The following is a 19993-nucleotide window of genomic DNA, read 5'->3' on the forward strand; positions in this document are numbered from 1 at the left end:
CCATGCTCCTGCACCACTACCGCTTCGTCCCCGACGGCAGCCTCTTCGACGTCGAGGCCTTCCGCGCCGAGCTCGCCGGCGAGCGCTCGCCGATCACCCCCTTCAAGGCCGCGCTGCGCGGCCTCCAGGCCCGCCTCGACGAGCGTTTCCGCGCCGGCGCCGACATCCGCGACCTGGTGCACGGCCGGGCCTGGTGCCTGGATCGCCTGCTGGCCATCGCCTGGGAGCAACACACCTGGCCCGATGACGGGGTAACCCTGCTCGCCGTGGGCGGCTACGGCCGCGGCGAGCTGCACCCCCACTCCGACATCGACCTGCTGCTGCTGCTCGAAGAAGACGACGACACGCCGTATCGCGAGCCGCTGACGGCCTTCATCACCTTCCTGTGGGACATCGGCCTGGAGATCGGCCACAGCGTGCGCTCGCTCGCCGACTGCGAGCGCGAGGCCGAGGCCGACGTGACGGTGATCACCAACCTGCTCGAGACCCGTACCCTGGCCGGGCCCGACGGCCTGCGCGAGGCGATGCAGGCGCGCCTTTCCACCGACCGGCTATGGCCGGCGGACCGCTTCTTCGAGGCCAAGTGGCAGGAGCAGATCAGCCGTCACTACCGCTACAACAACTCCGAGTACCACCTCGAGCCCAACATCAAGAGCTCGCCCGGCGGGCTGCGCGACATCCAGATGATCGGCTGGGTGGCCAAGCGCCACTTCGGCACCCAGCGCTACGAGGACCTGGTCGCCGGCGGCTTCATGAACGACCCGGAGCTGCGCATCCTCAGCCAGGGCCAGGCCTTCCTGTGGCAGGTGCGCTACGCCCTGCACATGCTCACCGACCGCGCCGAGGACCGCCTGCTGTTCGACCACCAGCGCACCATCGCCGAACTGTTCGGCTACCGCGACACCCCGGAACGCCTGGCCGTGGAGCAGTTCATGAAGCGCTACTACCGCCATGTCACGGCGCTGGCCGGGCTCAACGACATGCTGCTGCAGCACTTCGACGAGGGGATCCTGCACGCCGGCGAGGCGCTCACCACCCTCCCCCTCAACGAGCGCTTCGAGATCAAGGGAGGCTATATCCAGGCGCGCTCGCGCCATGTCTTCCGCAAGCGTCCCTCGGCGCTGCTCGAGCTCTTCCTGCTGATGGCCGAGCACCCGGAGATCGAGGGGGTACGCGCCGACACCATCCGCCTGATCCGCGACCACCGCCACCAGATCGACGATCTCTATCGCGACGACCTGCGTCACCAGAGCCTGTTCATGGCCCTGCTGCGCTCCGGCGGCAACGTGGCCCGCCAGCTGCGGCGCATGAACCGCTACGGCGTGCTCGGCAAGTACCTGCCCGAGTTCGGCCAGGCGGTGGGGCTGATGCAGCACGACCTCTTCCACATCTACACGGTGGACGCCCATACGCTGCGCCTGCTCAAGTGCATCCACGGCTTCCGCAAGCCCGAGGCCAAGGAGGAGTTCCCGGTCGCCGCCAACCTGATCCACCAGCTGCCCAAGCTGGAGCTGTTGTGGATCGCCGGGCTCTACCACGACATCGGCAAGGGACGCGGCGGCGACCACTCCACCCTCGGCGCCCGGGATGCCGAGGCCTTCTGCGAGCGCCACGGGCTCTCCAGCCGCGACACGCGCCTGGTCAGCTGGCTGGTGGAGCACCACCTGATGATGTCCATGGTCGCCCAGAAGCGCGACATCACCGACCCCGACGTGATCGCCGACTTCGCGCGCCTGGTCGGCGACGAGACCCGGCTCGACTACCTCTACGTGCTGACGGTGGCCGACATCAACGCCACCAACCCGACCCTGTGGAACGGCTGGCGGGCCTCGCTGCTGCGCCAGCTGCACAGCGAGACCAAGCGCGCCCTGCGCCGCGGCCTCGAGAACCCCCTGGAACGCGACGACTGGGTGCGGGAGACGCGCAGTGAGGCCCACTCGCTGCTCGCCTCGGTGGGCGCCGACATGGCCCGGGTCGACCGGCTCTGGGAGTCGCTGGGCGAGGACTACTTCCTCCAGTACGCGCCCAGCGAGATCGTCTGGCAGACCCAGGGCATCCTCGGCCATGGCGACAGCCAGCTGCCGCTGATCCTGATCAACGCCCCCATCGACGACATGGCCGAGGGCGGCACCAAGGTCTTCATCCACACCCGCTCGGTGGACGACCTCTTCGCCGCCACCGCCGCCGCCATGGACCAGCTGGGGCTATCGATCCATGACGCCCGCATCGCCACCTCCAGCAACGACTGGACGCTGAACACCTTCATCGTGCTGGACGACCACGGCCAGGCGATCCGTGACCGCGAGCGCATCGAAGAAATCCGCCGCCACCTCGTGGAGGAGCTCGACGACCCGGACGACTACCCGCAGATCGTCACCCGGCACACCCCGCGCCAGCTCAAGCACTTCCGCGTGCCCACCGAGGTCAGCATCGAGCAGGACCCGGCCAACGAGCGCACCCTGCTCGAGCTGGTCGCGCCCGACCGCCCCGGCCTGCTGGCCCGGGTGGGACGCATCTTCATGGAACAGGACATCGCGCTGTCGGCGGCCAAGATCGCCACCCTGGGCGAGCGGGTCGAGGACGTCTTCTTCATCACCGACAAGGCCGGTGCGCCGCTCACCGACCCGGGACGCCAGCAGCGCCTGCGCGAGCGCCTCATCGAGGTCCTGGCCATCCCCGGCTGACGCCGCCCGACGGACGCGCGGGCGGGCCAGCGTTTGAGGCCGCCCCGGGGCTTCCCTATAATCGACGCCCTGCCCGCCCGCGCGCCGCCGGCATGCGGGCCATTACCGACAACCACGCCGGACGCTGGCTTCTGTCCCAGGCGCATCTGGACACCCATGAACCCCGACCTCGACGCCCTCAAGTCCTACCCCTTCGAGAAGCTCGCCGCCCTCAAGGCCGGCGTGACGCCGCCCGCGGGGCTCTCGCACATCCCGCTGACCATCGGCGAGCCGCAGCATGCGCCCTTCGCGGCGGCCCTCGAGGCGCTCACGGCTCACCGCCAGGGCTTCGCCCGCTACCCGGCCACCGCCGGGACGGCCGAACTGCGCGCGGCGATCGCCGGCTGGGCGATACAACGCTTCGGGCTGGCGGGGCTCGACGCCGACGACCAGGTGCTGCCGGTGAACGGCACCCGGGAGGCAATCTTCGCCTTCGTCCAGGCCGCGCTGGATCGCACTCGCCCGGCGAAGGTGGCGATCCCCAACCCCTTCTATCAGATCTACGAGGGTGCCACCCTGCTCGCCGGCGGCAAGCCGCTCTATCTGGACGCCACGGCCGAGAACGGCTTCCGGCCGGACCTGGACAGCGTGCCCGCCGAGACCTGGCGCGACGTCCAGCTGGTGTTCCTCTGCTCGCCGGCCAACCCCAACGGGGCGGTGACGCCGTTGGCCGAATTCGAGAAGCTTATCGCCCTCGCAGATGAGCACGATTTCCTGATCGCCTCGGACGAGTGCTACTCGGAGCTCTACCTGGACGAGGCCGCCCCGCCGCCGGGGCTGCTCGAGGCCTGTGCGCGCCTCGGCCGCCACAGCTACCGGCGCTGCCTGGTGTTCCACTCCCTCTCCAAGCGCTCCAACCTGCCGGGGCTGCGTTCCGGGTTCGTCGCCGGCGATGCCGCGCTGATCGCCCCCTTCAAGCGCTACCGCACCTACCACGGCTGCGCCATGTCGCTGCCCGTCCAGCAGGCCTCGATCACCGCCTGGCACGACGAGGCGCACGTGCGCGCCAACCGCGACGCCTACCGCGAGACGTTCGCCGCGGTCACCGAGGTCCTCGCCCCGGTGATGGACTTTCCCACCCCCCGGGCCGGCTTCTACCTGTGGCCGGCGGTGCCCGGCGGGGACGACGCGGCCTTCACCCGCGCGCTCTACGCCGAGACCAACGTCAGCGTGCTGCCCGGCCGCTACATGGGCCGGGTCGGCAGCAGCGGCACAAACCCCGGCAGCGGCCGGCTGCGCCTGGCGCTGGTCGCCGAGGTCGAGGCCACGGTGGAGGCCGCCTGGCGCATCCGCCGCTTCATCGAGAGGAGTCCCCGATGCTGACGCTCTACGTGATCAAGAACTGCGACACCTGTCGCCGCGCCCGCAAGGCGCTGGACGGCAAGGGCATTCCCTACCAGGTCCATGACTTGCGCGAGGACGGGCTTTCCGAAATGCTGCTGGAGCACATCCTGCACCGCGTGCCGGTCATGGAGGTGCTCAACAAGCGCAGCACCACCTGGCGTCAGCTCGATGACGAGGAGAAGGCCGACATCGACGCCAACACGGCGCGCGAGCTGATGCTGGCCCACCCCACCCTGCTCAGGCGCCCGCTGCTCGATACCGGCGACGAGATCCTCGTCGGTTACCGCGACGGCGACTACGACTCACGCTAGGGCCTGCCAAGCCCTCCCCACGCTTCCAGAGGACACCTTCCCATGCTGAGCTTTGCACTCGGAATCGGCACCCAGAACACCCAGGGCGACTGGCTGGAAATCTATTATCCGGCCCCGCTGCTCGACCCCGACGCTGGCCTGGTAGCCGCCGCTGCCAAGGTGCTCGACGCCCCCGCCGGCAACGCCGCGGTCAGCTTCCTGCCCGAGCAGTGCGGCGAGCTGGCCGGCGCGCTGAAGACCGCCGGCCACGAGGAACAGGCCGAACTGGCCGAGTCCCTGGCCGTGAGCCAGCGCCCGCTGGTGGCCATGTTCCTGGACGTGGACACCCCGCCCCAGAGCGCCCCGGAGGTCTACCTCAAGTTGCACCTGCTCTCCCACCGCCTGGTGAAGCCCCACGGCCTGGACCTCACCGGCATGTTCGGCCTGCTGCGCAACATCGCCTGGACCGGTGAAGGGGCAATCGACATCGAGGAGCTGCCGGCCCGCCGCCTCAAGGCTCGCCTGGAAGGGCGCCCCCTCTCCGTGGACTGCGTCGACAAGTTCCCCAAGATGACCGACTACGTGGTGCCCGCCGGCGTGCGCATCGGCGACACCGCCCGGGTACGCCTGGGCGCCTACCTCGGCGAGGGCACCACGGTGATGCACGAGGGCTTCGTCAACTTCAACGCCGGCACCGAGGGGCCAGGCATGATCGAGGGCCGCATCTCCGCTGGCGTGATGGTCGGCAAGGGCTCGGACCTCGGCGGCGGCTGCTCCACCATGGGCACCCTCTCCGGCGGCGGCAACATCGTCATCAAGGTGGGCGAGGGCTGCCTGATCGGTGCCAATGCCGGCATCGGCATCCCGCTGGGCGACCGCTGTACCGTGGAGTCCGGCCTCTACATCACCGCCGGGGCCAAGGTCACCCTGCTCGACGACCAGGGCCAGGAGGTCAAGACCGTGGCCGCCCGTGAGCTGGCCGGTCAGGACGACCTGCTGCTGCGCCGCAACTCGCAGAACGGGCGCATCGAGTGCCTCACCAACAAGAGCGCCATCGCGCTCAACGAGGCGCTGCATGCCAACAATTGAGCCGCCCGCGCTCTCCCCGACCCTGGCCCTCGCCTTCAAGCTGATCCGGCGTCCCTCGGTGACGCCGGATGACCTGGGCTGCCAGGACCTGATGATCGAGCGCCTCGAGGCGCTCGGCTTCCAGGTTGAGCGCCTGCCCTTCGGCGACGTGGAGAACTTCTGGGCGACCCGCGGCCACCATGGGCCACTGCTAGCCTTCGCCGGCCACACCGACGTGGTGCCCAGCGGCCCCCAACCCCGCTGGGACTCCCCGCCCTTCGAGCCGTGCCTCGACGAGGACGGCATGCTGCGGGGGAGAGGGGCCGCCGACATGAAGGGCAGTCTGGCGGCGATGGTCACCGCAGTGGAGCGCTTCGTCGCGGCCCACCCGGATCACCACGGGCGGATCGGCTTCTTGATCACCTCCGACGAGGAGGGCCCGGCGGTGGATGGCACCCGCGCCGTGGTCGAGCACTTGCGCGAGACCCACGAGCGGCTCGACTACTGCATCGTCGGCGAGCCCTCCTCCACCGACCGGCTCGGCGACGTGATCAAGAACGGTCGACGCGGCTCGCTGGGCGGGGTGCTGCATGTCAGGGGCATCCAGGGCCATGTGGCCTACCCACACCTGGCGCGTAACCCTATCCACCAGGCGCTGCCGGCGCTGGACGCCCTGGCGCGGGAGCACTGGGACGCCGGCAACGCCTTCTTCCCCGCCACCAGCTTCCAGGTCTCCAATATCCGCTCGGGGACCGGCGCCACCAACGTCATCCCCGGCGACATCGAGGTGGTGTTCAACTTCCGCTTCTCCACCGAGGTGACCCACGAGCAGCTGAAGCAACGCACCGAGGCGCTGCTGAATGCCCATGGCCTCGACTATCACCTGGACTGGACCCTCAACGGTGACCCCTTCCTCACCGCCGAGGGCGAACTAGTGGAGGCCGCCGTTTGCGGCGTGGAAGATGCCCTGGGGCACCGCCCCGAGCTCTCCACCGCTGGCGGCACGTCAGATGGTCGCTTCATTGCCACCCTGGGCAGCCAGGTGGTCGAGCTCGGCCCCTGCAATGCCACCATCCACCAGGTCAACGAGCGGGTGCTGGCCTCGGATCTCGATGAGCTGAGCCGCGTCTACGAGGCGATCCTCGCCAGACTCTTCGTCAATGGCACGGCCCGGCCCTGAGGCGCCCATGCAAACCTATCCCGATATCGAGATCTACCTGGCACACTGCGACATCGCGCGTCTGGATGCCTGGCTCCGGCAGGCCATCGGCGCCGAGCCGCTGTCGCCCGCGGGCAAGCGCCAGTGGCGCACCCTCGGCCACGCCGCTGCCGGTGAGGTGCCAATACTGGTGGTGGAGAAGGCCGCCGACGGCTTCGCGAGCCTGTGGCTCGACAGCCCGGAGACGCCCTGGGAGACCGACGCGGCCTGTGCCCGGGAGGCCGCCCGGCGGCTCGAGTGCGAGGTGCGCTGCTCGCTGGGCGGCTGGCAGCCCGGCGACGACCCGGACCGCTTCCTGCAGGTGCTGCCCGACGGCACCGAGCAGGCGATCGACTGGCCCGACTCCGGCCAGTGACCCCGAAACGACATCGCCCCGCAGGTGCGGGGCGATGTCGTTGGCAGTGAGATAACGCGCCGAGCGCAGGCGCTTCGATTCAAGTAATCACGGTGACGTCGTCGGCCTGCAGCCCCCGCTCGTTCTGGATGACGTGGTAGCGCACCTTCTGGCCCTCGGCCAGGGTGCGATGCCCCCGCCCACGGATGGCCCGGAAGTGCACGAAGACATCCTCGCCATCGTCACGGGTGATGAAGCCGTAGCCCTTGTTGACGTTGAACCACTTGACCTCGCCGATCTCGCGATCGTCGTCCTCGACCTCGGCCAGGTTGACCAGCTGGGGCGTCAGGGCGTTGACCGCCAGGGTGGCGACCAGCAGTACCAGGAAGACCGCGGCGGCGGCGGCGAAATAGACCACGGCCACGCCGCCGACCTGGAGGCTTTCAAACAGCTCACGGGACAGCACGCCGCCGGTGAGATGGACGAACAGGGCAATCAGCAGCGGGGCCGGCGCGGCCAGCAGCAGGCTGATGAGACTGCAACGAAACACGACCTTTCGATTCATGGACCTGTAAGACTCTCTTGTCGGGGGTGAAAGGAAGGAAGAAACCATCATGATCATGAAGGCGCCACGATGAACAGCGACACCCAGCGCGAGGATTCTACCATGAGCACCGATACGACGCCTGCCGAGCTGGCACGGCGCTTCGAGGCCCTGGAGAGCCGTATCGCCTACCAGGAGCACTGGCTCGACACCCTGGACGCGGCCGTGGCCGGCCAGGAGCAGCGGCTGTCACGACTCGAACGCCTCAATTCGCTGATGCAGGAACGACTGCGCGACCAGCAGCGGGCGCTGCACGACAACGACACGACGACGCCTGGTCCCGAGGACGAGGTGCCGCCGCATTACTAGCCGCTTCGCGGCAGCTGGAAGCTGGAAGCCGTAAGCCGTAAGCCGTAAGCCGTAAGCCGTAAGCCGTAAGCCGTAAGCCGTAAGCCGTAAGCCGTAAGCCGTAAGCCGTAAGCCAACGCAATGTGGCACCACCAAGGCTTACGGCAAGGGTTTTTCTTACAGCTTAAAGCTTATAGCTTACAGCTCCCGGCGAAGCCGGGTCAGAGCTCGTCGAGATAGCGCTCGGCGTCCAGCGCGGCCATGCAGCCGGTGCCGGCGGAGGTCACGGCCTGGCGGTAGACATGATCCATGACGTCGCCGGCGGCGAACACGCCCGGCACGCTGGTCGCGGTGGCATTGCCGTCGAGACCGGACTGGACCCGGATATAGCCGCCGGCCATCTCGAGTTGGCCCTCGAAGATGCCGGTATTGGGGCTGTGGCCGATGGCGATGAACAGCCCCGGGGCGGCGATCTCCTGGGTCTCGCCGGTCTCGGTGGACTTGAGGCGCACGCCGGTCACGCCGCTGTTGTCGCCCAGCACCTCGTCCAGGGTCTGGTTCCATTCCAGCACCACGTTGCCGTTCTCGGCCTTCTCGAACAGCTTGTCCTGGAGGATCTTCTCGGCACGCAGGCTGTCCCGGCGGTGCACCAGGGTCACCTTGGAGGCGATGTTGGAGAGGTAGAGCGCCTCCTCCACGGCGGTATTGCCGCCGCCCACCACGACCACCTCCTGGTTGCGGTAGAAGAAGCCGTCGCAGGTCGCGCAGGCCGAGACCCCCTGCCCCATGAACTGCTGCTCCGACTCGAGGCCCAGGTAGCGGGCACTGGCGCCGGTGGCGATGATCAGGGCGTCACAGGTGTAGGTGCCGTTGTCGCCCTTGAGCGTGAAGGGGCGATTGCGCAGCTCCACCTCGTGGACATGGTCGAAGAGCACCTCGGTGTCGAAGCGCTCGGCATGGCGCTTCATGCGCTCCATCAGCTCGGGACCCTGGACGCCGGACTCGTCCCCCGGCCAGTTGTCCACGTCGGTGGTGGTGGTCAGTTGGCCGCCGGCCTGGATGCCGGTGATCAGCAGGGGCTTCAGGTTGGCCCGGGCCGCGTAGACGGCCGCGGTGTAGCCGGCGGGGCCGGAGCCCAGGATAATCAGGCGTTCGTGACGCGCGTCGCTCATGAGATGACCTCGTGAAGTCGGGAATGGCGCAGTGGACTGGGCAATGCCGACACGCGCCGGCATGGCGCAGCCCGCGGCGAGGGTCCAGGGCGGGTTGCCGTCAGGCGAGGCGGGGCGCGGGCCCGAATCTCGCGGGTCGTGCCATGCTAGAGCACATCGTCATCACGCCCCAGGTCGAGGGAGACCAGCTCGCCGCTGGCCGGCGACACCTCGATGCGCAGCTGGATCGGCGCACAGCACTGCGGGCAATCCTCCCAGGTGGCATGGCTGCCCTGGGAGAGGTCGACCAGCAGCTCGAACGGGGTATCGCAGTAGGGGCAATGCACGGCCCGCGACTCGAGTGCTTCCTCGTGCATCCAGACCTCCCGTGACCATAATGCCGTATTGCAGCAATATGAGGGGGCGGGGGCGGCATTTCAAGGGCATCGACCGTCACGCTCCCCGGGCGGCGCTTGAAAAGGCCAACTATCATGACCATGTCATCAGCAAGGTACCAGGATGGTGCCCTCACTCCCCGCGATGCGAAAGGAGGACAGACAGCATGAGCAACGAATCCACACCGGATACCCTGCAGACGCTGGACGCCGGCGGCACGACCTACCACTACCACAGCCTGGCGAAGGCCGCCGACGCGCTGGGCAACATCGACCGCCTGCCCAAGACCCTGAAGATCCTGCTGGAGAACCAGCTGCGCTTCGCCGATGACGAGAGCGTCTCCCGCGAGGACATGCAGGCGCTGGTCGACTGGCAACAGCAGGGACACTCCGACCGCGAGATCGGCTATCGCCCGGCGCGGGTGCTGATGCAGGATTTCACCGGCGTGCCCGGGGTCGTCGACCTGGCCTCCATGCGCGCCGCGGTGGAGACGCTGGGCGAGGATCCGGCCCGCATCAACCCGCTGTCGCCGGTGGACCTGGTCATCGACCACTCGGTGATGGTCGACAATTTCGGCAACCCCACGGCGTTCAAGGACAACGTGGCCATCGAGATGGAACGCAACCACGAGCGCTACGAGTTCCTGCGCTGGGGCCAGCAGGCCTTCGACAACTTCCGCGTGGTACCGCCCGGCACCGGCATCTGCCACCAGGTCAACCTCGAGTATCTGGGCAGGACCGTCTGGACGAAAGAGCAGGACGGCAGGACCCTGGCCTATCCGGACACCCTGGTGGGCACCGACTCCCACACCACCATGATCAACGGCCTGGGCGTGCTCGGCTGGGGCGTGGGCGGTATCGAGGCCGAGGCCGCCATGCTGGGCCAGCCGGTCTCGATGCTGATCCCCGAGGTGGTGGGCTTCAAGCTCACCGGCAAGCTGCGCGAGGGCATCACCGCCACCGACCTGGTGCTGACGGTGACCCAGATGCTGCGCAACCACGGCGTGGTGGGCAAGTTCGTCGAGTTCTACGGCGACGGCCTCAAGGACCTGCCGCTGGCCGACCGCGCCACCATCGCCAACATGGCCCCGGAGTATGGTGCTACCTGCGGCTTCTTCCCGGTGGACGACGAGACGCTGACCTACATGCGCCTCACCGGCCGCGACGACGCCCAGCTGGCGCTGGTGGAGGCCTACAGCAAGGCCCAGGGGCTGTGGCGCGAGCCCGGCGACGAGCCGGTCTTCAGCGACACCCTGGCGCTGGACATGACCGAGGTCGAGGCCAGCCTGGCCGGCCCCAAGCGGCCCCAGGACCGGGTGGCGCTCAAGGACATGACGACGGCCTTTGCCAAGGTCATGGAGGATGACGGCAACCCCCTCTCCACCACCGAGAACGGCAAGCTGATGTCCGAGGGCGGCCAGACCGCCGTGGGCGTCGATGAGAGCTACGAGCACCACGACAGCCAGGACGTGGACCTCGACGGCGAGGCCTTCCGGCTGAACCCGGGGGCCGTGGTGATCGCCGCCATCACCTCCTGCACCAACACCTCCAACCCCAGCGTGATGATGGCCGCCGGCCTGCTGGCGAGGAAGGCCCGCGAGAAGGGCCTGCACACCAAGCCCTGGGTCAAGACCTCCCTGGCGCCGGGCTCCAAGGTAGTCACCGACTACCTGGTCGCCGGCGGCGTGCAGGAGGACCTCGACGCCCTGGGCTTCAACCTGGTCGGCTACGGTTGTACCACCTGCATCGGCAACTCCGGTCCCCTGGCGGGCCCCATCGAGGAGGCCATCGAGGAGGGCGACCTGACGGTGGCCTCGGTGCTCTCGGGCAACCGCAACTTCGAGGGCCGGGTGCACCCGCTGGTCAAGACCAACTGGCTCGCCTCGCCGCCGCTGGTGGTGGCCTATGCCCTGGCCGGCAATGTCCAGCTCGACCTGACCCGTGATCCCCTGGGCACCGACCGTCACGGCAAGCCGGTCACCCTCAAGGACCTCTGGCCCAGCCAGGCGGAGATCGCCGAGGCCGTGGAGCAGGTCAACACCGAGATGTTCCGCAAGGAGTACGCCGAGGTCTTCGACGGCGACGAGGTCTGGAAGGCCATCGAGGTGCCGCAGAGCAAGGTCTACCAGTGGTCGACGGACTCCACCTACATCCAGCATCCGCCCTTCTTCGAGGGCATGGGGCGCACGCCTCCCGCCATCGAGGACGTCAAGGACGCCCGGGTACTGGCCCTGCTGGGCGACTCCGTGACCACCGACCATATCTCCCCGGCCGGGGCCATCAAGCCCGACAGCCCCGCCGGGCGCTACCTGCAGGAGCGTAGCGTGAAGCCGGTGGACTTCAACTCCTACGGCTCACGGCGCGGCAATCACGAGGTGATGATGCGCGGCACCTTCGCCAACGTGCGCATCAAGAACGAGATGCTCGATGGCGTGGTCGGCGGCGAGACCCGCCACGTGCCCTCCGGCGAGCAGATGGCGATCTACGACGCCGCCATGACGTACCAGCAGGAAGGCACGCCGCTGGTGGTGATCGCCGGCAAGGAGTACGGCACGGGCTCCTCCCGCGACTGGGCCGCCAAGGGCACCCGCCTGCTCGGCGTGCGAGCGGTACTGGCCGAGTCCTACGAGCGCATCCACCGCTCCAACCTGATCGGCATGGGCGTAGTCCCGCTGCAGTTCCCGGAAGGCGAGAGCCGCAAGACCCTGGGCCTGACCGGCGACGAGACGGTCTCCATCGACGGCCTCAGTGAGCTCACCCCGGGGGGCAAGGTCAAGGTGACCATCGCCTCCGACAAGGGCGAGAAGACGCTCGAGGTGCTGTGCCGCATCGATACCGCCAACGAACTGGAGTACTACCGCCACGGCGGCATCCTCCACTACGTGCTGCGCAAGATGATCGGGTCAGCCTGACAGGACGGCCTGACCAGAGCACGCAAGAGTGCTTTGAAATGTTTCTACCGTAGGCCCGGTAAGCGCCAGCGCACCGGGCGGAGCGCCTCCGGCTTATCTGGCTTACCTGAAGAAGCTTTGTAGAGGCTCTCCCAACGAAGCCCCCGCTGGTTACCCAGCAGGGGCTTCTTTATGAGTTTCGTGCCGCCATATCGCGCGGCTCACAGCTCGTGACTTAGAACGAGCGGCGGCGATAGCGCCGGTACGCCGGCGTCCAACTGCCGCGCTCGATGGCCTCGCGCAGCTTGATGCCGTTGGTCTTCAGCGCCACGCCCTCGCCCTGGGCCTGGGCGGCCACGTCGAAGGCGATCGCCTTGGAGAGCTCGCGGATCTTGGAGAGCGGCGGCAGCAGCGCCCCCTCCCCGTGCTTGACCAGCGGTGCCTCGCGGGCCAGCGCCCGGGACGAGGCCATCAGCATGGCATCGGTGACCCGCCTTGCCCCAGCGGCCACCACGCCCAGACCGATCCCCGGGAAGATGTAGGCGTTATTGCACTGGGCGATGGGGATGTGGCGGCCGCCGTATTCCACCGGCGGGAAGGGGCTGCCGGTGGCCACCAGGGCCTGGCCGTCGGTCCAGCGGATCACGTCCTCCGGCACCGCCTCGGCCCGGGAGGTGGGATTGGAGAGCGGCATGATCAGCGGCATCTCGCAGCCCGCGTGCATGGCACGTACCACCTCCTCGGTGAAGATGCCCGGCTTGCCGCAGACCCCGATCAGCACCGTGGGCTCGATGCGTCGCACCACCTCGAGCAGCGACTGGCCGTCCCAGCCGGCCACCCGCCCGGGGTCGTGGGCCAGGCGGCCCTGGAAGTCGCGCAGCCAGGCCTGCTCGGAGGTGACCAGCCCCTCGCGGTCGACCATATAGATGCGCGAGCGCGCCTCCCGCTCGGTCAGGCCCTCGGCCTGCATGGCCACCACCACCTGCTCGGCGATGCCGCAGCCGGCCGACCCGGCCCCCACAAATACCACCCGCTGCTGGCCGATGCCCTCGTCACGGGCCTGGCAGGCGGCCATCAGGGTGCCCACCACCACCGAGGCGGTCCCCTGGACGTCGTCGTTGAAGCAGCACAGCTCGTCGCGGTAGCGATCGAGCAGCGGCAGGGCATTGGCCTGGGCGAAGTCCTCGAACTGCAGCAGCACCCCCGGCCAGCGGCGCTTCACCGCGGCGATGAACTCCGCCATGAAGGCATCGTACTCCTCCTGGGAGACGCGCCGGTGGCGCCAGCCCATGTACATGGGGTCGTCGAGCAGCGCCTGGTTGTTGGTGCCCACGTCGAGCATGATCGGCTGGGTGTAGGCCGGACTGATGCCGCCGCAGGCGGTATAGAGCGCCAGCTTGCCGATGGGAATCCCCATGCCGCCGATGCCCTGGTCGCCGAGCCCCAGGATGCGCTCGCCGTCGGTGACCACGATCACCTTGACCTTGTCCTTGGTGGAGCTGCGCAGGATGTCATCCATGCGGTCGCGGTCCGGGTAGGCGATGAACAGCCCCCGGTGGTTGCGGTAGATGTTGGAAAACTCTTCGCACGCCTTGCCGACCGTGGGGGTGTAGATGATCGGCAGCATCTCCTCAAGGTGCTCCGAGACCAGCCGGTAGTAGAGGGTCTCGTTGTCGTCCTGAATGGCGCGCAGGTAGATGTGCTTGTCCAGGTCGCTCTGGCACTGCCGGTACTGGCGATAGGCCCGTTCCGCCTGCTCCTCGATGGTCTCCACATTCTGCGGCAGCAGGCCAATCAGGTTGAACTCCAGACGCTCTTCGCGGGTGAAGGCACTGCCCTTGTTGAGCAGCGGCATCTCGAGCAGCGGCGGGCCGGCATAGGGGATGTAGAGGGGACGCTTTTGGTCGATGGTCATCTCTCGCCTCGATACGGTGACTGGAACGGGCCGTTGGCGCTCTGTCGGCACCTTGCCGCCAACTCTAGCACGCCGCACACGAGGACGCCCCGGCCTGGGCCGGGGCGCGGATCACGCGGTAATCACGCGGCTCAGCAACCCTTCGCCGCGGGCCGCCGGCCCGCCTTGCCCTCGAAGAAGAAGGGACGCAGCTTCACCCCGAGCATGTTGCCGGCAAAAGCGGCCACCAGCCACACCCAGCCATGCAGGCTGCCGGAGGCGATCCCGCTGAAGTAGGCGCCGATGTTGCAGCCGAAGGCCAGGCGGGCCCCGTAGCCGAGCATCAGGCCGCCGATCACCGCCGCCAGCACGGAGCGAGCCGGGATACGGAAGTTGGGGGCGAACTTGCCCGCCAGCGACGCCGCCACCAGTGCCCCGACCAGGATGCCGATGTTCATCACGCTGGTGATGTCGCGCCAGAGGGTGGCCTCCAGGGCGGCCGCATTCCACGAGGACTGCCAGTAGCCCCACTGGCTGACGTCGCCGCCGAGGGCCTCGAAGCCCTTGGCGCCCCACAGCGCGAAAGCGGAGGTGATCCCCCAGGGACGACCGGCCAGCGCCAGGGTGGTGAAGTTGAGAAGGGCCAGGCCCACGGCCCCGGCCAGCAGCGGCCAGGGGCCGGTGAGCCAGCGACGGTTGCCGGCATCGATGGTCGGGGCCCGCTCCAGCTCGCCGTGGCGACGCCTCTCCATCACCACGGTGAAGGCGGCAATGGCAGCGAAGAGCGCCAGGCTGATGGCGATCCCGCCCCCGGTGCCGACGGTCTTGACCAGCGACACCGGCTGGAAGGCGGGCAGGCCCTGCCACCAGCTGAAGTGGGCGGTGCCGATCAGCGAGCCGACGATGAAGAACAGCAGGGTGATCAACATGCGGGCGTTGCCGCCGCCGGCGGTGAACAGGGTGCCGGAGCCGCAGCCGCCGCCGAGTTGCATGCCGATGCCGAACAGGAAGGCGCCGACCACCACCGAGATGCCAATCGGGGCCACGAAGCCGTAGACCGACTGGCCGAAGAGACTGCCCGCGCCCAACGCCGGGAAGAACAGCAGCACGGCGAGGGTCAGCATCACCATCTGGGCGCGCAGGCCGCGGCCGCGCCGTTCGGTGATGAAGACCCGCCAGGCGGCGGTGAAGCCGAAGGCGGCATGGTAGAGCACCATGCCCAGCAGGCCCCCCACCACCATCAGGGCACCGAGGCGTGCGCCGAAGGCGGCACCCACGGCCAGGGCACCTAGCAGCAGGGCACCGGCCGCCACGGCGGAGACGGAGAGTCGGGGGCGTCGGGTCAGGGCGAGTTCACTCATGGCGGACTCTCTTCGTTGTCAGGGACGATGCCATCAGCAAGCATGATAATGATTTTCTTGGAGGACACAAAAAGCATTTAAATACAGTTTTATATGCCATTAAAGAATAAAAACGCTGATGCTACCTGATGGTCCTTTTGTCGCCCGCAAGCGAGCCCGCTTACATCGGCTGCATCAGATAAAGCGCCCGAGCCCCACCGCCTGACGCAGGCGGTCCATGAAGGGTGCCGCCTCGGCACGGGCCCGTTCGGCCCCCTTGATCAGCACCTGCTCGATGTGACCGGGGTCCTCCATCAGCGCCTGGTAGCGTTCGCGGGGTTCGCGCAGCTGCTCGTTGAGCAGCTCGAAGACGCGGTTCTTGGCCTCGCCCCAGCCGATGCCATTGGCGTACTCGGTGCGCATGGCCTCGGTCTCGTCGGCCGTGGCGAAGGCCGAGTAGATCTGGAACAGGGTACAGCTCGACGGGTCCTTGGGGTCGCCGGGCTCCAGGGAGTTGGTCTTGATCTTGCGGACCAGCTTCAGCAGCTTCTTCTCGGAGACGAACAGCGGGATGGTGTTGTGGTAGCTCTTGGACATCTTGCGGCCATCCATGCCATTGAGGACCTCCACCCGCTCGTCCACTACCGCCTCGGGCTGGGTGAAATATTGCCCCTTGTAGAGGTGGTTGAAGCGTCCGGCGATGTCGCGGGCCATCTCGATGTGCTGGATCTGGTCGCGGCCCACCGGCACCTTGTTGGCGTTGAACATCAGGATGTCGGCGGCCATCAGCACCGGGTAGCCGAACAGCCCCATGGTGATGCCCTTGTCCGGGTCCTGGTTGCCGGCGATCTCATTCTCGGCCACCGCCGCCTTGTAGGCATGGGCGCGGTTCATCAGCCCCTTGGCGCAAACGCAGGAGAGCATCCAGGTCAGCTCGGGGATCTCGGGCACGTCCGACTGGCGATAGAAGATGGCGTTGTCGGTATCCAGGCCCAGCGCCAGCCAGGTCGCCGCGATCTCCAGGCGTGACTCCTGCACCCGGCGCGGGTCCTGGCACTTGATCAGCGCATGCAGGTCGGCGAGGAAATAGTAGGACTGGACGTTCGGATCCTGGCTAGCGGCGATGGCGGGCTTGATCGCCCCCACGTAGTTGCCCAGGTGAGGGGTGCCGGTGGTGGTGATGCCGGTGAGAACGCGGGTCTTCTCGGGAGCTGCACTCATGGGGAAAGCGGACTCTACTGTGCGGAAATGGCCGCTATGGTAACGCGAGGCCCCGATCAAGGCGACCGGAGCCCGCTCCAGAGCTATCGCAGCCAGCTCAGCTGCGATAGCGAAAGGCGCCGGGGACAGGCCGAAAAGGGGGTCCTACGCCAGGGGTGAGGAGCATTGCTCCGAACGGGCTGGCCATGGATGGCCAGCACCGGCCCTGCAAGCGGAGCAGGACGCGAGAGCGAAGCAGGGCGTCGGTAGCGCCCAGGGAGGGGTTCACAGCGCCTCCTCGACGGTCCGGCGCTCCGGGGCCTGTCGCCGGGAAAGCCTTGAGCGGTGTTGCCATCGGCGATCGTCCTGGGCTTGTCCACTACCCCAGCAGATCGGCAGGCTCGACAAAATCGAGACCGAAGGCCTCGGCCACGGCCTGGTAGGTCACCTGTCCGGCGTGGACGTTGAGGCCGGCGGCGAAGTGGGCGTCGTCGGCCAGCGCCTGCTGCCAGCCCTTGTCGGCCAGGGCGATCACGAACGGCAGAGTGGCGTTGGTCAGCGCCTGGGTGGAAGTGCGCGCCACGGCGCCCGGCATGTTGGCCACACAGTAGTGCACGATCCCGTCGACGATATAGGTCGGGTCGGTATGGGTGGTGGCCCGGCTGGTCTCGAAGCAGCCGCCCTGGTCGATGGCCACGTCCACCAGCACGCTGCCGGGCTTCATCTCGGCGAGCATCTCGCGGGTGATCAGCTTGGGCGCGGCGGCCCCCGGGATCAGCACGGCACCGACGATCAGGTCGCATTCGCGCACCGCCTCGTCGATGGCATCAGCGGTGGAGAAGACCGTCTTCATGCGGCCCTGGTAGCGGTCGTCGAGGGTCTCGAGGCGCGGGATCGACTTGTCGAGTACCGTGACCTCGGCACCGAGGCCCAGCGCCATGCGGGCGGCATTCTCGCCCACCACGCCGCCGCCGATCACGGCCACCCTGGCCGGGGCCACCCCGGGCACCCCGGGCAGCAGCACGCCGGCGCCGCCCTGGGCCTTCTCCAGGCTGTGGGCGCCGGCCTGAATGGCCATGCGCCCCGCCACGGTGCTCATCGGCGCCAGCAGCGGCAGGCCGCCCTGGCGGTCGGTGATGGTCTCGTAGGCGATGCAGGTGGCGTCGCTGGCCATCAGGCCGCGGGTAAGGGTCTCCTCGGCGGCCAGGTGCAGGTAGGTGAAGAGCGTCTGGCCGGCCTTGAGACGCGCGACCTCCTCGGCCTGCGGCTCCTTGACCTTGAGGATCAACTCGGCGCCGTCCCAGACCCTGGCCACATCGGCCTCGAGGCGCGCCCCAGCGGCCTCATAGGCGACGTCCGCGAAGCCAGCGCCCTCGCCGGCCCCGGCCTGCACCGTGACCGTATGGCCACGGCCGACCAGCTCCCGGGCGCCGGTAGGGGTCAGGGCGACACGGTACTCGTGGTTCTTGATTTCCTTGGGCACGGCGATCTGCATGACTTGCTCCTGCACACTGTTGTTGGGTGGCTTTCCTCCCCATTACAGCACAGGCAGTCCATACATGAAGAGCCCACGCAGAAGAACGGAAAATATCAGTACAAGAGGGCTTTCTTGCCCGAAATTCTTCTTCCAGCCATTACCCCTGCAGGAAAGCCTACCAGGACGGCCGAGGAGGTGGCCCGGCTAACGATCTCGCTCAGGAAGACGTGGCCAGGCCCCGGCCCGCCTCAGGGCTCTCGGTGGGTACCACAGTTCCAGCAGGTGTCGAAGGCGCCCTCGAGGCGCTCCCCGCATCCCGGACAGGTCCAGGCCGGGCGTTCGCTCGTGCCTTCCAGGGCCTGGCGGATCAGGACCTCGGCGCGCGCGAAGTTGTGGGGCGCCACCCATACCTCCGGCTCACACTCCCCCAGCGGCAGCTCACCGGCGCCACCGCCCAGGGTCAGGTTACGCAGCTCCGCGGGAATGCCGGCCGCGGTCAGCACGTTGTGCACGTGGCTGACCAGCAGCGCATTGGAGTGGGCGAAGGCGCGAACGTAGCCGGGGAGCATCGCGCGCTAGTCCCGGAAGACGCGCACGCCCAGGGCCTTGAGGTAGGACGTCTCGGGGATCGCCGGATGGACCGGGTGATCCGGTCCCTGGTGGCCCTGGAAGAGGATCTGCCCCTGGCGGTCCTGGTGACGCACCGCGCCACGCACCACCTCGACCAGGCGCTCCGGCGCCAGGTGCATGGAACAGGAGGCCGAGAGCAGCAGGCCGTCGCGTCCCAGCAGGCGCATTGCCTCGCGGTTGAGCTTGCCGTAGGCGCGTTCGCCGTTGGGGATATCCTTGCGCTTGCGGATGAAGGCGGGCGGATCGAGGATCACCACGTCGAACTCCTCGCCTTCGGCCTTGAGGGCCGCCAGGACTTCGAAGGCGTCGCCCTCGCCCACCGCCACCCGCTCGTGTAGCCCGTTCAGAGCGGCGTTCTCGGCGACCCGCTCCAGCGCCGGACCGGAGGCATCCACGCAGAGCACTTCGCTGGCACCGTTGGCCGCGGCCTGCACGCCCCAGCCCCCCACGTAGCTGAACAGGTCCAGCACCCGCTTGCCGGCCACCAGGCCGTTGAGCCAGGCTCGATTGACCCGATGATCATAGAACCAGCCGGTCTTCTGGCCGTCGAGCACCGGGGCGACGAACTGCACGCCGTTCTCCTCCAGCAGCACCCGGTCGGGCAGCGTGCCCTTCACCACCTCGACGCCGGCCTCGAGGCCCTCCTGACGGCGACCGCTGGTGTCGTTGCGCAGCACCACCGCCGACAGCGACAGCACCTTGTCCAGGGCGTCGAGCAGTTCGGGCAGCACGGCCTGCATGCCGGCCGTGTTCACCTGCACGACCAGCACGTCACCGAAGCGGTCGATGATGAGCCCCGGCAGCAGGTCGCCCTCGCCATGCACCAGCCGATAGAAGGGCTTGTCGAAGAGCCGCTGGCGCAGCGCCAGTGCCTGGTTGAGGCGGTGGACCAGCAGCGAACGGTCGAGCCCCTGCGCCGGGTCGCGGGAGACCATCCGCGCGCAGATCAGCGAATGCGGATTAACGTAGGCCACGCCCATGGCCTTGCCATTGGCGGCCTCGACCACCACCTGTGCCCCGGCCTCGATGTCCTTGAGCGGCGTGGCCTGGATGTCGATCTCGTTGGAGTAGAGCCACAGGTGGCCGGCCTTGAGGCGACGGTCGGCGTTCTTCTTCAGGCGCAGGGTGTGCTGGGTCATGGGGGG

Annotated in this window: 17 protein-coding genes; 8 read left to right on the plus strand and 9 right to left on the minus strand. The window is 68.2% G+C overall.

Going from position 1 to position 19993, the window contains the following annotated elements:
* The first annotated feature begins 2 nt into the window (after window positions 1-2).
* From OP498_RS05175 to OP498_RS05200, 6 genes are all read left to right on the plus strand, one after another.
* Entirely contained in the window at window positions 3-2684 is a 2682-nt protein-coding gene (locus OP498_RS05175; RefSeq protein WP_280546379.1) for a [protein-PII] uridylyltransferase, read from the plus strand.
* Between the two features lie 156 nt (window positions 2685-2840).
* Entirely contained in the window at window positions 2841-4046 is a 1206-nt protein-coding gene (gene dapC, locus OP498_RS05180) for a succinyldiaminopimelate transaminase (RefSeq protein ID WP_280546380.1), read from the plus strand.
* Window positions 4040-4378, plus strand: a complete 339-nt coding sequence (locus OP498_RS05185; RefSeq protein WP_280546381.1) for an arsenate reductase — start codon at window positions 4040-4042, stop codon at window positions 4376-4378. Before dapC ends, OP498_RS05185 begins: the two co-directional genes overlap by 7 nt.
* A gap of 42 nt (window positions 4379-4420) precedes the next feature.
* Window positions 4421-5446, plus strand: coding sequence for a 2,3,4,5-tetrahydropyridine-2,6-dicarboxylate N-succinyltransferase (gene dapD, locus OP498_RS05190; protein ID WP_280546382.1), 1026 nt, complete (start codon window positions 4421-4423; stop codon window positions 5444-5446).
* Window positions 5433-6605, plus strand: coding sequence for a succinyl-diaminopimelate desuccinylase (gene dapE / locus OP498_RS05195; RefSeq protein WP_280546383.1), 1173 nt, complete (start codon window positions 5433-5435; stop codon window positions 6603-6605). The genes dapD and dapE overlap by 14 nt, the downstream gene beginning before the upstream one ends.
* A gap of 7 nt (window positions 6606-6612) precedes the next feature.
* Window positions 6613-6999, plus strand: a complete 387-nt coding sequence (locus OP498_RS05200; protein ID WP_280546384.1) for a hypothetical protein — start codon at window positions 6613-6615, stop codon at window positions 6997-6999.
* Between the two features lie 79 nt (window positions 7000-7078).
* Here the strand turns inward: OP498_RS05200 and OP498_RS05205 are convergent, their stop codons facing one another.
* Window positions 7079-7543: a cold-shock protein gene (locus OP498_RS05205; protein WP_280546385.1), complete on the minus strand. Its 465-nt coding sequence runs from the start codon at window positions 7541-7543 to the stop codon at window positions 7079-7081.
* Window positions 7544-7645: 102 nt separating this feature from the next.
* On the opposite strand from OP498_RS05205, the gene OP498_RS05210 reads away from it, so the two are divergent.
* Complete coding sequence (locus OP498_RS05210) at window positions 7646-7891, plus strand: SlyX family protein (RefSeq protein WP_280546386.1); 246 nt, start codon at window positions 7646-7648, stop codon at window positions 7889-7891.
* A gap of 200 nt (window positions 7892-8091) precedes the next feature.
* On the opposite strand, the gene trxB is transcribed toward OP498_RS05210, so the two are convergent.
* Together trxB and OP498_RS05220 are read right to left on the minus strand one after the other, a co-directional pair.
* Complete coding sequence (gene trxB, locus OP498_RS05215) at window positions 8092-9042, minus strand: thioredoxin-disulfide reductase (RefSeq protein WP_280550658.1); 951 nt, start codon at window positions 9040-9042, stop codon at window positions 8092-8094.
* 146 nt (window positions 9043-9188) lie between these two features.
* Window positions 9189-9398, minus strand: coding sequence for a CPXCG motif-containing cysteine-rich protein (locus tag OP498_RS05220; RefSeq protein WP_280550655.1), 210 nt, complete (start codon window positions 9396-9398; stop codon window positions 9189-9191).
* 185 nt (window positions 9399-9583) lie between these two features.
* On the opposite strand from OP498_RS05220, the gene acnA reads away from it, so the two are divergent.
* Complete coding sequence (gene acnA / locus OP498_RS05225; protein WP_280552833.1) at window positions 9584-12328, plus strand: aconitate hydratase AcnA; 2745 nt, start codon at window positions 9584-9586, stop codon at window positions 12326-12328.
* 214 nt (window positions 12329-12542) lie between these two features.
* Here the strand turns inward: acnA and OP498_RS05230 are convergent, their stop codons facing one another.
* The 6 genes from OP498_RS05230 to OP498_RS05255 all read right to left on the minus strand — a co-directional run bounded on the left by OP498_RS05230 (window position 12543) and on the right by OP498_RS05255 (window position 19987).
* A complete protein-coding gene (locus OP498_RS05230; RefSeq protein ID WP_280552834.1) occupies window positions 12543-14222 on the minus strand; it encodes an NAD-dependent malic enzyme in 1680 nt (559 codons plus the stop codon).
* A 131-nt stretch (window positions 14223-14353) separates the two neighbouring features.
* Window positions 14354-15562: a YeeE/YedE family protein gene (locus OP498_RS05235; protein ID WP_280550649.1), complete on the minus strand. Its 1209-nt coding sequence runs from the start codon at window positions 15560-15562 to the stop codon at window positions 14354-14356.
* Window positions 15563-15736: 174 nt separating this feature from the next.
* Window positions 15737-16762 (minus strand): tryptophan--tRNA ligase, encoded by a 1026-nt coding sequence (gene trpS, locus OP498_RS05240; RefSeq protein ID WP_280552835.1) that lies wholly within the window; start codon window positions 16760-16762, stop codon window positions 15737-15739.
* 358 nt (window positions 16763-17120) lie between these two features.
* Window positions 17121-18236, minus strand: coding sequence for an alanine dehydrogenase (ald, locus tag OP498_RS05245; RefSeq protein WP_280552836.1), 1116 nt, complete (start codon window positions 18234-18236; stop codon window positions 17121-17123).
* Between the two features lie 230 nt (window positions 18237-18466).
* Complete coding sequence (locus OP498_RS05250; RefSeq protein WP_280552837.1) at window positions 18467-18787, minus strand: DUF2007 domain-containing protein; 321 nt, start codon at window positions 18785-18787, stop codon at window positions 18467-18469.
* Window positions 18788-18793: 6 nt separating this feature from the next.
* Window positions 18794-19987, minus strand: coding sequence for a class I SAM-dependent rRNA methyltransferase (locus tag OP498_RS05255; protein WP_280550748.1), 1194 nt, complete (start codon window positions 19985-19987; stop codon window positions 18794-18796).
* Window positions 19988-19993: the final 6 nt, after the last annotated feature.

This window comes from Halomonas sp. 25-S5 (assembly GCF_029889845.1).
GTDB lineage: Bacteria > Pseudomonadota > Gammaproteobacteria > Pseudomonadales > Halomonadaceae > Halomonas.

Coding starts and splice junctions, on each gene's coding strand:
- OP498_RS05175 (WP_280546379.1), top strand. CDS start 3: ATGCTCCTGCACCACTACCGCTTCGTCCCCGACGGCAGCCTCTTCGAC.
- dapC (WP_280546380.1), top strand. CDS start 2,841: ATGAACCCCGACCTCGACGCCCTCAAGTCCTACCCCTTCGAGAAGCTC.
- OP498_RS05185 (WP_280546381.1), top strand. CDS start 4,040: ATGCTGACGCTCTACGTGATCAAGAACTGCGACACCTGTCGCCGCGCC.
- dapD (WP_280546382.1), top strand. CDS start 4,421: ATGCTGAGCTTTGCACTCGGAATCGGCACCCAGAACACCCAGGGCGAC.
- dapE (WP_280546383.1), top strand. CDS start 5,433: ATGCCAACAATTGAGCCGCCCGCGCTCTCCCCGACCCTGGCCCTCGCC.
- OP498_RS05200 (WP_280546384.1), top strand. CDS start 6,613: ATGCAAACCTATCCCGATATCGAGATCTACCTGGCACACTGCGACATC.
- OP498_RS05205 (WP_280546385.1), bottom strand. CDS start 7,543: ATGAATCGAAAGGTCGTGTTTCGTTGCAGTCTCATCAGCCTGCTGCTG.
- OP498_RS05210 (WP_280546386.1), top strand. CDS start 7,646: ATGAGCACCGATACGACGCCTGCCGAGCTGGCACGGCGCTTCGAGGCC.
- trxB (WP_280550658.1), bottom strand. CDS start 9,042: ATGAGCGACGCGCGTCACGAACGCCTGATTATCCTGGGCTCCGGCCCC.
- OP498_RS05220 (WP_280550655.1), bottom strand. CDS start 9,398: ATGCACGAGGAAGCACTCGAGTCGCGGGCCGTGCATTGCCCCTACTGC.
- acnA (WP_280552833.1), top strand. CDS start 9,584: ATGAGCAACGAATCCACACCGGATACCCTGCAGACGCTGGACGCCGGC.
- OP498_RS05230 (WP_280552834.1), bottom strand. CDS start 14,222: ATGACCATCGACCAAAAGCGTCCCCTCTACATCCCCTATGCCGGCCCG.
- OP498_RS05235 (WP_280550649.1), bottom strand. CDS start 15,562: ATGAGTGAACTCGCCCTGACCCGACGCCCCCGACTCTCCGTCTCCGCC.
- trpS (WP_280552835.1), bottom strand. CDS start 16,762: ATGAGTGCAGCTCCCGAGAAGACCCGCGTTCTCACCGGCATCACCACC.
- ald (WP_280552836.1), bottom strand. CDS start 18,236: ATGCAGATCGCCGTGCCCAAGGAAATCAAGAACCACGAGTACCGTGTC.
- OP498_RS05250 (WP_280552837.1), bottom strand. CDS start 18,787: ATGCTCCCCGGCTACGTTCGCGCCTTCGCCCACTCCAATGCGCTGCTG.
- OP498_RS05255 (WP_280550748.1), bottom strand. CDS start 19,987: ATGACCCAGCACACCCTGCGCCTGAAGAAGAACGCCGACCGTCGCCTC.